Origin of the sequence: Bradyrhizobium sp. CCBAU 11434 (assembly GCF_028128895.1) — a bacterium.
GTDB lineage: Bacteria > Pseudomonadota > Alphaproteobacteria > Rhizobiales > Xanthobacteraceae > Bradyrhizobium > Bradyrhizobium zhengyangense.
In genome coordinates, this window is sequence record NZ_LBJX01000100.1 from 322,184 (window position 1) to 334,237 (window position 12,054).

Annotated in this window: 8 protein-coding genes; 6 read left to right on the forward strand and 2 right to left on the reverse strand. The window is 64.7% G+C overall.

What is annotated here, in order from left to right:
* Nucleotides 1-43 precede the first annotated feature (43 nt).
* Entirely contained in the window at nt 44-718 is a 675-nt protein-coding gene (gene otnC / locus XI06_RS33915; protein WP_237863731.1) for a 3-oxo-tetronate 4-phosphate decarboxylase, read from the reverse strand.
* 105 nt (nt 719-823) lie between these two features.
* On the opposite strand from otnC, the gene ltnD reads away from it, so the two are divergent.
* The 6 genes from ltnD to XI06_RS33945 all read left to right on the forward strand — a co-directional run bounded on the left by ltnD (nt 824) and on the right by XI06_RS33945 (nt 10,262).
* On the forward strand, nt 824-1,741 hold the full coding sequence (gene ltnD, locus XI06_RS33920) for an L-threonate dehydrogenase (RefSeq protein WP_237863732.1): 918 nt from the start codon (nt 824-826) through the stop codon (nt 1,739-1,741).
* Between the two features lie 13 nt (nt 1,742-1,754).
* Nucleotides 1,755-2,537, forward strand: coding sequence for a 2-oxo-tetronate isomerase (otnI, locus tag XI06_RS33925; RefSeq protein WP_237863733.1), 783 nt, complete (start codon nt 1,755-1,757; stop codon nt 2,535-2,537).
* Complete coding sequence (gene otnK, locus XI06_RS33930; RefSeq protein WP_271607306.1) at nt 2,534-3,802, forward strand: 3-oxo-tetronate kinase; 1,269 nt, start codon at nt 2,534-2,536, stop codon at nt 3,800-3,802. The genes otnI and otnK overlap by 4 nt, the downstream gene beginning before the upstream one ends.
* Before the next feature lie 159 nt (nt 3,803-3,961).
* On the forward strand, nt 3,962-5,653 hold the full coding sequence (locus tag XI06_RS33935) for a methyl-accepting chemotaxis protein (protein ID WP_237870608.1): 1,692 nt from the start codon (nt 3,962-3,964) through the stop codon (nt 5,651-5,653).
* A 246-nt stretch (nt 5,654-5,899) separates the two neighbouring features.
* Entirely contained in the window at nt 5,900-9,079 is a 3,180-nt protein-coding gene (locus XI06_RS33940) for an efflux RND transporter permease subunit (protein ID WP_271607307.1), read from the forward strand.
* A complete protein-coding gene (locus XI06_RS33945; protein ID WP_237863737.1) occupies nt 9,066-10,262 on the forward strand; it encodes an efflux RND transporter periplasmic adaptor subunit in 1,197 nt (398 codons plus the stop codon). Before XI06_RS33940 ends, XI06_RS33945 begins: the two co-directional genes overlap by 14 nt.
* A gap of 103 nt (nt 10,263-10,365) precedes the next feature.
* Here the strand turns inward: XI06_RS33945 and XI06_RS33950 are convergent, their stop codons facing one another.
* Nucleotides 10,366-11,874: an acetyl-CoA acetyltransferase gene (locus XI06_RS33950; RefSeq protein WP_271607347.1), complete on the reverse strand. Its 1,509-nt coding sequence runs from the start codon at nt 11,872-11,874 to the stop codon at nt 10,366-10,368.
* Between the last annotated feature and the right edge of the window lie 180 nt (nt 11,875-12,054).

Sequence of the window (12,054 nt, forward strand, 5' to 3'; positions counted from 1 at the left end):
GATTGCTTCGCTGCGCTCGCAATGACGGGGGATAGAGCCGGGCTCAATGTTCGTGCCCATGCTCCGGTAACGACACCCCGAACACCTTCACCAGATCCGCGACCTGCTCCGGTGAAAGATACCGTGGGTTCATCCCGCGCAGCAGCAGATACAGCTTCGCCGTCTCCTCCAACTCCTCCGTCGCAAACACCGCTGCTTCCAGCGTGTCGCCGGCGACGACCGGGCCGTGATTGGCGAGCAGCACGGATGAATATTTCCCGGCCAGCCCCTTGATGGCATCGGCGACCGCGGGATCGCCGGGGCGGTAATAGGGCACGAGCGCGGTGGCGCCGCATTTCATGAGATAGTAGGCGGTCATCGGCGGCAGCATGGCGCGCGGGTCGATTTCGGGCAGCATCGAGAGCGCGACCGAATGCGTCGAATGCAGATGCACGATCGCCCGCGCACTCCCGCGCGTGTCATAGAGCGCGGTGTGCAGCGGAACTTCCTTGGTGGGGGCGTCGCCTGAGACCAGCCGGCCCTGTTCATCCAGCCGTGACAGCTTTGCAGGATCGAGGAAGCCGAGCGAGGCGTTGGTTGGCGTCACCAGCCAGCCGCCGCTATCCAGCCTGACGCTGATATTGCCTGATGAGCCCGGCGTCAGCCCGCGCTCGAACAGGGACCGCCCGAACCGGCAGATATCTTCGCGCAGCCTTGTTTCATTGCTCATGGCCGTCATGTCCGCTTGTCTCACGCTTTGGCAGCGCGGCCAAGCCGTGTTATTCGAGATCGTGAGCTGCCGCAAAGGGCGGCCGTCCAGGAAACGTTCGCAAGGGTGAGTTGCATGTCCGCCTCCACGTCGCAAAACCAGCGCATCGCCGTCATCGGGCTTGGCTCGATGGGATACGGCATGGCGACTTCGCTGAAGCGCGCCGGCCATTCCGTCACCGGTTGCGACGTTTCGGCTGATGCGGTCGCGCGGTTTGTGAAGGACGGCGGCGCCGGCGCCACAACGCCGGCCGAGGCGGCCAAGGGCGCGGACATCGTCGTCAGCGTCGTCGTCAATGCCGCGCAGACCGAAGCGATCCTGTTCGGCAAGGACGGCGTCGCCGAGACGCTGCCGAAGGACAGCGTGTTCATTTCCTCCGCCACCATGGATCCCGACGTGGCGCGTCGCCTCGCCAAGCAATTGGAGGCGACCGGCCGCAATTACCTGGATGCGCCGATCTCCGGCGGTGCGCAGCGCGCCGCGCAAGGTGAGCTGACGATCCTTGCCTCCGGGAGTGCGGCCGCCTTCGCGAAGGCGCGTCCGGCGCTCGATGCCATGGCGGCAAAGCTCTACGAGCTTGGCGATGCTGCAGGCCAGGGCGCGGCCTTCAAGATGATCAACCAGCTGCTGGCTGGTGTGCACATCGCGGCTGCCTCGGAGGCGATCGCGTTTGCGGCCAAGCAGGGCCTCGACATCCGCAAGGTCTATGAGGTGATCACGGCATCCGCCGGCAATTCCTGGATGTTCGAGAACCGCATGCCGCATGTGCTCGATGGCGATTACACGCCGCGTAGTGCCGTGGAGATTTTCGTGAAGGACCTCGGCATCATCCAGGACATGGCACGCAGCGCCAGATTTCCGGTGCCGGTCTCCGCCGCGGCGCTCCAGATGTTCCTGATGACATCGGCCGCCGGCATGGGCCGCGACGACGATGCGTCGGTGGCGCGCATGTACGCGCAGGTCACCGGCGTCAAGCTCCCCGGCGACAAGTAAAAGAGGATTTCCAATGCCCCGTTTCGCCGCCAACCTCTCGATGATGTTCACCGAGGTGCCGTTCCTCGATCGCTTCGATGCCGCCGCGCAGGCCGGTTTCACCGCCGTCGAATTTCTCTTCCCTTACGACCATCCGGTCGAAGCGGTCGGCGAGCGGCTCAGGCGCAACGGCCTGACCCAGGCGCTGTTCAACCTGCCGCCGGGCGACTGGAACGCCGGCGAGAAGGGATTTGCTGCGCTTCCCTCACGCTTCAACGACCTCAAGGCGAGCCTGGAAACGGCGCTGCCTTACGCCAAGGCTACTGGCGTCAAGCGGCTGCATCTGATGGCGGGCATCGCCAACCGCGGCGAACGCCTCGCGATCGAGGCCTTCTACAAATCGGTGGCATGGGCCGCCGAGTTCTTCGCGCCGCATGGCATCGATATCGTGCTCGAGCCGATCAATGCGCGCAACGTGCCCGGCTACTTCCTCAACGATTTCGGCTTCGCGCGCGACCTGATCCAGGAGCTGCGGTTGCCCAACCTGAAGCTCCAGTTCGACATCTATCACTGCCAGATCATCCATGGCGACGTCACGATGCGGCTGCGCGAGATGATGCCGATCATCGGCCATATCCAGATCGCCAGCATTCCCTCGCGCAACGAGCCCGACGGCGAGGAGCTGAATTATCCCTTCCTGTTCGATGAGCTCGACCGTCTCGGCTATGCCGGCTTCGTCGGCTGCGAATACAATCCGCGCGGCAAGACCACCGACGGTCTCGCCTGGTTCAAGCCCTATGCCGGAGCGAAATCGTGACACTTGCGTTGGGCTGCATCGCCGACGATTACACCGGCGCCTCCGATCTCGCCAACACGCTGACGCGCGCCGGCTTGCGCACCGTCCAGACCATCGGTGTGCCCGCCGATGATCTGAAGCTGCCGGAGGTCGACGCCGTCGTGGTGTCGCTGAAGAGCCGCTCGATCGAGGCGAGCCTTGCGGTGTCGCGATCGCGCGCGGCCGAGACATGGCTGCGCGGGCGCGGCGCAAGCCACGTGCTGTTCAAGATCTGCTCGACCTTCGATTCCACTGACGCCGGCAATATCGGCCCCGTCATGGATGCGCTGCGCGCCGATTGCGGCGAGGCCGTCGTGCTGGTGACGCCGGCCTTTCCCGAGACCGGCCGCACCGTCTATCAGGGCAATCTGTTCGTCGGCGCCGTACCGCTGAACGAGAGCCCGCTGAAGGACCATCCGCTCAACCCGATGCACGATTCCAACCTGGTGCGCGTACTGGCGCGGCAGAGCAAGACGCAGGTCGGCCTCGTCGATCTCGCGACATTGACGCGCGGGGCGGAGGCCGTGCGAAGCCTGCTTGCCGAATTCTCGGGCAAGGGTATTGGCGCTGCGATCATCGACGCCGTGTTCGACCGCGACCTCGAGACCATTGGCCTTGTCGCGGCGGAGCACCGGCTCTCGGTCGGCGCCTCCGGCATCGGCCTCGGGCTGGCACGCGCGCTGGTATCGACCGGCAAGGTCAAGTCGGCTGCCGCCGGCAGCGGGCAGGGCGCCGCCGTCGGCGGACAGGTGGCGTGCCTCGCCGGGAGCTGCTCGCAGGCCACCTTGCAGCAGATCGCCAACGCCGAGCGCGTCATGCCGGTGCTTCACCTCGACACCGAACGTATTCTTACGGGGGCCAATGAAGCGCAGCGGGCATTGGACTGGGCAGGGCCGCGATTGGCCCAGGGTCCGGTGCTGATTGCATCGAGTGCCACGCCGGCCGACGTCGCTGCGCTTCAGGCGCGCCACGGCCGCGACGCCGCAGGACACGCAATCGAGCAGACGATGGCCGACATTGCCGAAAACCTCGTGAAATCAGGCGTGCGGCGACTGATCGTCGCAGGCGGCGAGACCTCAGGGGCGGTCGTTGACCGGTTGAAGATCCCCGGATTTCTCGTGGGAGCGGAGATCGCCGCGGGTGTCCCGGTGCTGCGCGCGGTGGCAGGTGAGATGTTGCTGGCGCTGAAGTCCGGCAATTTCGGCGGGCCGGAGTTTTTCTCGGATGCGATGAGGCTCATGCGCTGAGCGCAGGGCATCCTTAGTTCATCATTCACTTCTTTAAGGTTCCGTGCTCGTACGGAGTCGTAGTTAACAACAGTCGCTTTGCTGTTGGGCGTCGGCGCCGCTTTTGGTTGATCCGTAATTCCAGGACGCGCCGCCGCGCCAACGCAAAGAGACCCGCTTATGCTCGCCGCTATTTCCATCCGCGCCAAGATCATCAGTGTCGTGGCGTTTCTGCTGGTCGCAATGGCCGGCATGGGCCTGCTCGCCGTCATGAAGATGCGGTCGATGAATGCCAACACCAGCGACATCACGACGAGCTGGATGCCGAGCGTGCGCGTGATCGGCGATCTCCGCGCCGGCGTGATCACCTATCGCAACGTCATCCGTGAGCACATGTTGGCGGAAACGCTGGAAGAGAAGCTCGCGGCTGAGAAGACGCTTGCGACCGTCGTCGAGGCTAATACCAAGTTCCGCAAGACGTATGAGACCATGATTACGTCGCCCGAAGAGCGCACGCTCTATGACCAATGGTCCAAGGCGTGGGATACCTACAAGAAGGGCACGCAGGAAGTCATGGCGCTGTCGCGTCAGGAGGCCGGCAAGATCCCCCACGAGGCACACGAGCTGAACACGAAGACGGTCAACAAGATCGGGCTTGAGGCTGACGCCATCCTGGCCAAGGACATCGAGCTCAACACCAAGGGCGGAGATCAGGCAGCTCAGGACGCCGCCGACAGCTATTCCTTCGCATTCATGCTGGTCGCGATCATCCTCGGTGCTGCCGTGATTACCGGCATCGGCGTTGGCTTCTACCTCGTCCACGACGTCTCCAGCGGCATCGACTCGATCACCCAGCCGATGCAGGCGCTCGGCCGGGGCGATCTCTCCGCCGAGGTCCCGCACCGCGGCGAGAAGACCGAGATCGGCGCCATGGCCGACGTGCTCCAGGTCTTCAAGGAAGCGCTGATCGCCAAGAAGGCTGCCGACGAGGCCGCTGCGGCCGACGCCGAAGCCAAGATCGAACGCGGCCGCCGCGTCGACAATATCACCCGCGAATTCGAGACGATGATCGGCGAAATCGTCCAGACCGTATCGTCGGCCTCGAGCCAGCTGGAGGCTTCCGCCTCGACGCTGACCTCAACCGCCGACCGCTCGCAGCGGATGGCGACCACGGTCGCCGCGGCGTCGGAAGAAGCCTCCACCAACGTCCAGTCGGTCGCTTCCGCAACTGAAGAGATGGCTTCATCGGTTGGCGAGATCGGCCGCCAGGTGCAGGAATCGGCGCGAATGGCGGGCGACGCCGTCGGCCAGGCCCGTGCCACCACCGAGCGCGTCAGCGAACTCTCCAAGGCTGCCTCGCGCATCGGCGATGTCGTCGAGCTGATCAACACCATCGCTGGCCAGACTAACCTCCTGGCGCTGAACGCCACCATCGAGGCGGCGCGCGCCGGTGAAGCCGGCCGCGGCTTCGCGGTCGTTGCCTCCGAGGTGAAGGCGCTGGCTGAGCAGACCGCCAAGGCGACCGGCGAGATCGGCCAGCAGATTTCCGGCATCCAGGCGGCGACCAACGACTCGGTCGGCGCGATCAAGGAGATCTCCTCGACCATCGAGCGTCTCTCGGAGATCTCCTCGGCCATCGCGGCCGCCGTGGAAGAGCAGGGCGCTGCGACTCAGGAAATCGCCCGCAACGTGCAGCAGGCGGCCCAGGGCACCCAGCAGGTCTCCTCCAACATCACCGACGTGCAGCAGGGGGCGACCGAGACCGGCACGGCATCGTCGCAAGTGCTCTCGGCCGCGCAGATGCTGTCCAATGACTCGAGCCGGCTGAAGACCGAGGTCAGCAAGTTCCTGACCAACGTCCGCGCAGCCTAAGCCCAAAGGCGAAGCAAGTTCTGAAAGCGGCGCCTCTCGGGGCGCCGCTTTTTTACGTGCATGAAAGCCTTCTCTGCGATCTTCCGGGCGCCGCTGCATATCTGGAATGCGATTTCGCAGTGCGATAGCAGGGAAGTGACCGCGTGTGAGAGCCTGTCGTTGGCCATTTCTGCGGGGTTCGGGTAAAGCGACGATAGGAACCGTGGGGGCGTGTTCCCCGCCCCAGTATTTGGAATTGCCTGACGAATGATTGCTCTGGTCCGTATTGCCCTGAGCCGGCCCTACACGTTTGTCGTGCTGGCGCTCCTGCTTCTGATCATCGGATCGCTGGCAGCGCTGCGGACGCCGACCGACATCTTTCCGGACATTCGCATCCCCGTGATCGGCGTGGTCTGGCAGTACACCGGACTGCCGCCCGACCAGATGTCGGGCCGTATCACCACGCCGTTCCAACGGGCGCTGACGACGACCGTCAACGACATCGAGCACATCACGGCCAACTCTTATAACGGCTTTGGCATCATCAAGATCTTCTTCCAGCCCAATGTCGACATCCGCACCGCCAACGCGCAGGTCACCGCGATCTCGCAGACACTGATCAAGCAGATGCCGCCGGGCGCGACGCCGCCCTTGATCCTGAACTACTCCGCCTCGACCGTGCCGATCATTCAGGTGGCGCTGTCTGGCGACGGATTGACCGAGCAGAACCTCGCCGACATCGGCATCAACCAGCTCCGCACCCCGCTCGTCACCGTGCCGGGCGCCGCGATCCCGTATCCGTTCGGCGGCAAGCAGCGCCAGGTTACGATCGACCTCGACCCGACCGCGCTCCAGGCGCGCGGGCTATCAGGCCAGGACGTCGCCAATGCGCTCGCTGCGCAAAACCTGATCACGCCGGTCGGTACCCAGAAGATCGGGACCTTCGAGTACAACATCCAGCTCAACAACTCGCCGCTCAAGATCGACGAGCTCGGCAACCTGCCGATCAGGGCCGTCAACGGCGCGATGGTCTATGTCCGCGACGTCGCGTCCGTGCGCGACGGCAATCCGCCGCAGACCAACATCGTCCATGTCGACGGCAACCGCTCGGTGCTGATGATGGTGCTGAAGGCGGGAGCGACATCGACGCTCGATATCATCGCCGGCATCAAGCAGAAGGTGATCGACGTCAAGGATCAGCTGCCGGATGCCTTGAAGATCGGCTTCATTGGCGACCAGTCGGTGTTCGTCCGCGGCGCGATCAAAGGCGTCGCGTTCGAGGGCGTGATCGCCGCGCTGCTCACCAGCGTCATGATCCTCTTGTTCCTCGGCAGCTGGCGCTCGACCATCATCATCGCGATCTCGATTCCGCTCTCGGTGCTCGGTGCCATCATCATGCTGTCGGCGATCGGCGAGACGCTGAACATCATGACGCTCGGCGGCCTTGCGCTCGCGGTCGGCATCCTCGTCGACGACGCCACGGTCACTATCGAGAACATCAACTACCATCTCGAACAGGGCAAGCCGGTCGAACAGTCGATCCTCGACGGCGCCAACCAGATCGTGACGCCGGCCTTCGTCTCGCTGCTCTGTATCTGCATCGTGTTCGTGCCGATGTTCTTCCTCTCCGGCGTCGCGCGCTTCCTGTTCGTGCCGATGGCCGAAGCGGTGATGTTCGCGATGATCTGGTCGTTCATCCTGTCGCGCACGCTGGTGCCGACCATGGCGAACTATCTGCTGCAGGCGCATGTCCATCACGAGGGTGAGCCGCCGAAGTCGCGCAATCCCCTCGTCTGGTTCCAGCGCGGTTTTGAGGCCCGTTTCGAACGCATCCGCGGCGGTTACCGCGGGCTGCTGGGCCTGGCGCTGGCGCACCGCGCGGTGTTCGTGATCGGCTTTCTCTGCGCGGTCGGCGCGTCCTTCGCGCTGGTGCCGTTCCTGGGCCGCAACTTCTTCCCCGCGGTGGACGCGGGCAACATCCTGATGCATGTCCGCACCCAGGTCGGCACCCGCGTCGAGGAGACCGCCAACCAGCTCGCCGACGTGCAAAGGGCCGTCCGCAAGCTGATCCCGGGCGAGATCGAGACCATGACCGACAACATCGGCATGCCGATCTCCGGCATCAACATGACCTACAACAACACCGGCTTGATCGGTCCGCAGGACGGCGACATCCAGATCAAGCTCAGGGAAGGCCACAAGCCGACCGAACAGCATGTGAAGGTTCTGCGCGAGCAATTGCCGCGGCTGTTTCCGGGCGTCAGCTTCGCGTTCCTCCCCGCAGACATCGTCAGCCAGATCCTGAATTTCGGCGCCCCGGCGCCGATCGACCTGCAAGTCCGCGGCGCCAATCTCGAAGCCAACTTCGCCTATGCCAACAAACTGCTGGCCAAGGTGCGCCGGATCACCGGCGTTGCCGATGCGCGCATTCAGCAATCGCCGAGCAATCCCACATTCAACATCGATGTCGATCGCACCCGCGCGCAATATGTCGGTCTGACCGAGCGCGACGTCACCAACAGTCTCGTGGTCAATCTTGCCGGCTCCTCGCAGGTCGCGCCGACCTACTATCTCAACCCTGATAACGGCGTGTCCTATTCGATCGTGATGCAGACGCCGCAATACCAGATCGACTCGCTCAGCGCGCTGCAGACGCTGCCGATCACGGCGGCCGGCAATTCGCAGTCGCCGATCCTGGGCGGCATTGCCGACATCAAACGCTCGACCTCGAGCGCGGTGGTGTCGCAATACGACATCCAGTCGATGGTGCAAATATTTGCGACAACGTCGGGCCGCGATCTCGGGGCCGTCTCCAATGACATCCGCCAGCTGATCGCCGACACCGCCAAGGAGGTGCCGAAGGGCTCCTCCGTGGTGCTGCTCGGCCAGGTGCAGACCATGAACAGTGCCTTCACGGGTCTTCTCTTCGGCCTGCTCGGCGCCGTCGTGCTGATCTACTTCCTGATCGTCGTGAACTTCCAGTCCTGGTCCGATCCGTTCGTGATCATCACGGCGCTGCCGGCCGCGCTTGCTGGCATCGTCTGGATGCTGTTCACGACCCAGACGACGCTCTCCGTACCGGCCCTGACCGGCGCCATCATGTGCATGGGCGTCGCCACTGCGAACAGCGTGCTGGTGATCTCCTTTGCACGTGAGCGCTATGAGGAGCTCGGCGATCCCATCGCGGCCGCGCTGGAAGCCGGCTTCGTCCGGTTCCGTCCGGTGCTGATGACCGCGCTCGCCATGATCATCGGCATGGCGCCGATGGCATTGGGGCTCGGCGAGGGTGGCGAGCAGAACGCGCCGCTTGGCCGCGCCGTGATCGGCGGCCTGATCTTTGCAACTTTCGCCACGCTGATGTTTGTTCCCGTGGTGTTCAGTATGGTACACAAGAAACAAGGCGCCAAAGCCGCCGCCCCTTTGGAGACCCCGCATGTCGCCCACTGAACCCCGCTCCCCGGTGTCGCACCGGAAACTGGGCATTTTCGGCGTGGTGGCGCTGATTGCGGCTGGCCTCGTGGTAGGCACCGGCATCCGTGCCCGGGAGGACCAGGGCTCCAAGCTGAAGGAATGGACCGACGACCAGGCCATTTCCAGCGTGGCGGTGACGCTGCCCAACGCCAAGGCGCTCAGTTCTACCATCGACCTACCGGGCCGGCTCGAAGCCTATTATCGTGCGCCGATCTTCGCGCGCGTCTCCGGCTATCTCAAAAGCTGGAGCGTTGATATCGGGGCCCGCGTCAAGGCAGGGCAGGTGATCGCCGAGATCGAGGCGCCCGATCTCGACCAGCAGCTGTTGCAGGCCCGCGCCGACCTCGCCAGCCAGCAGGCCAGCGCCAGACTGTCCGAGGCCACGCTCAATCGGCGCAAGACGCTGGTCGCCTCCAACTTCGTCTCGGCGCAGGAGATCGACGAGCGCACCGCAGACCTCTCCAACAAGAACGCGGCGGTCAAGTCCGGCCAGGCCAATGTCGAGCGGCTCGAGGCGCTCGCCGGCTACAAGAAGATCACGGTGCCGTTCGACGGGGTGGTGACCTCGCGCGACACCGATGTCGGTGCGCTGATCAATGCCGGCGGCGGCTCGGGGCCGGCGATGTTCGTGGTCTCCGACATCACCAAGCTGCGCGTCTACGTCAACGTTCCCCAGAACTACGTTCCGGCGATCAAGATCGGCGCCAAGGCCACGATTGCGCTGCCGGAATATCCGAACCGGACTTTTCAGGCCACGGTGGAAGCGTCCTCGCAGGCCGTCGATGTCGCCTCGGGCACCACGCGCATGCAGCTCGGTCTCGACAACTCCAGCGGCGAGCTGATGCCTGGCGGCTATGCCAGCGTGAAGTTGAGCCTGCAGCGCGAGTCCGCGCCGCTCAGCATTCCCGCCAGCGCCCTGATATTCAACGGGAGCGGCCTGCGCGTCGCGACCGTCGGCGCCGACGACAAGGTGCAGTTCAAGACCGTGACCATCGCCCGCGATCTCGGCAAGGAGATCGAGCTCGCGTCCGGTATCGCGCCTGATGACCGCGTCATCACCGCGCCGCCGGACGGTCTGTCTGACGGCGACCAGGTGCGCGTCGTCGGCGCAGGCGGCAAGCCAGCGACTGCGTCGGAGAAGCAGCCGCCGAAGGGCTAGGTTCGGTCTTGTAGGGTGGGCAAAGGCGCTCTTGCGCCGTGCCCACGTGTTTTCGTCAAATAGGCAAGACGTGGGCACGCTTCGCTTTGCCCACCCTACGGGATCACGCCACGCGCCACTCCGGCACGCCGTCGGCGGCCATCGTGGTCTCACCCAGTGAGCCCACCGGCGTGTAGTCCATGTTCAACAGGTGCGCCAGCGTCGTGCTGTCGTTCGCCGGAATCCGCGCCAGCGTGCGCTGGCCATCTTCCGTCTGCAGCATCACCACGCCGTGCTCCACATCTCCGCCGCGGCCATAGAGCACCGTAAAGCTCTCGACCTTACCCTTGCCCGAGGCCTCCGTGATGAACTCCGGCACCGCACGCTTGTTGCGATCCGCTGCTGCTTGCACACTCGTCTCCTGCGCGAGCGCATCGCGCGGCGGCGCCTTCGCCACGACCAGCCCGTGATGTTTGGTGACGAAGCCGCCCTGGCCGTAGAGCAGGCCGAGCTTGGCGCCGCCGCGGATCCGACGCACCATCGCGCAGGCTGCATGCGTCATGTAAGTGTTGAGCGGTGCGCCGAAGAAGGTGAGGCCGCCGTTCACGGTGGGCTGCACGTCGGCGGAAAGGCCGAGCGTCCGCCGCGCCATCTTCGGCACGCATGGAAAGCAGCTATAGAGTTCGATCGCATCGAACTTTCTGCCGTCTCCGCCTGCAAGATCCATCACGGCCCTCAGCACGGCGTTCTGTGGGTGGCTCTCGAAAAACTGGTCGCGCACGAGATAGTCGGGCGGTTCCTCGGCTGATGCGCCGCCGAGCGGATAGACCAGCTTCTCTTCCGCGATGCCGAGCGCGCGCGCCTTGGCGAGGCTGGTGAGCAGCAGTGCGCCGCCCATGTTGACGCTGGGATTGGCCACCATCAGCTTGTTGTAGGGCCAGGCGATGAGCCGGTTGTCGGCCGTCGGCGTCGTGATCTCTTCAGCGGCATAGCGCCGCTTCAGCCAGGCATTGGGATTTTGCGCGGCGGTTTCCGAATAGCGTGACCACAGCGTTCCCGATTCCGCCAGCGCTTCGCGCGGCGTCTGGCCCCAATGCGCGGAGGAGGCGGCTTCGTAGAATGGATAGACCGTCACGGGTCGAAACACGCCGAGCTTGATGGCGAGCGGCTTCTGGAACGCCGCGCCGCGCTTGGGCTCCGCGACATCATGGGCGAACGGCGTCCATGGCAGCTTGACGCCGGCGCGATCGGCTTTCGTCGCCGTTGATTGCGCTTCGGCGCCGCAGACGGCAGCCACGGTGCACTCACCGCGCGCGATGCGCTTTGCCGCCTCGTGGATGTAGCGGATCGGGCTCTCGCCGCCGACTGGGCCGTAATAGCAATGCGCCGGCGAGACGCCGAGGCGTTGCGCCAGCAGCTTCTCGGGATCGCGATAGCGCCAGCTCAGGAAGTTGACCACGTCGAGCGACTGCACCTCGCCCAGCAGCTTTGCGCCGGCGTCAGCTTCTGCGCGCCGCAAGGCCTGTTCGAGCAGGTCGAGCGGTTCGAGGCCTTCGGTGATCTCCTTGGGGCGGTCGACGATCTCGCCGATGCCGACGATGACGGGGATGCGGTCTTCGGGGATGTTGGTCATTTCTTCTTGCTTCACGTTTCAGATCTTGGGCACGCCATCGCCCTTCGAGGGCCGCTGAAGTAGCGGCCACCTCCAGCGACAATGGCTTCGCCATTGCGCGGGGGTGACGGCTACGGAGGAAGCGTCATCTTGAGGTGCGAGCCGAGCGACGCTTGCGGCGCTTGGCGAGCCTCGAAGGAT

Coding starts and splice junctions, on each gene's coding strand:
- otnC (WP_237863731.1), bottom strand. CDS start 718: ATGACGGCCATGAGCAATGAAACAAGGCTGCGCGAAGATATCTGCCGG.
- ltnD (WP_237863732.1), top strand. CDS start 824: ATGTCCGCCTCCACGTCGCAAAACCAGCGCATCGCCGTCATCGGGCTT.
- otnI (WP_237863733.1), top strand. CDS start 1,755: ATGCCCCGTTTCGCCGCCAACCTCTCGATGATGTTCACCGAGGTGCCG.
- XI06_RS33935 (WP_237870608.1), top strand. CDS start 3,962: ATGCTCGCCGCTATTTCCATCCGCGCCAAGATCATCAGTGTCGTGGCG.
- XI06_RS33940 (WP_271607307.1), top strand. CDS start 5,900: ATGATTGCTCTGGTCCGTATTGCCCTGAGCCGGCCCTACACGTTTGTC.
- XI06_RS33945 (WP_237863737.1), top strand. CDS start 9,066: ATGTCGCCCACTGAACCCCGCTCCCCGGTGTCGCACCGGAAACTGGGC.
- XI06_RS33950 (WP_271607347.1), bottom strand. CDS start 11,874: ATGACCAACATCCCCGAAGACCGCATCCCCGTCATCGTCGGCATCGGC.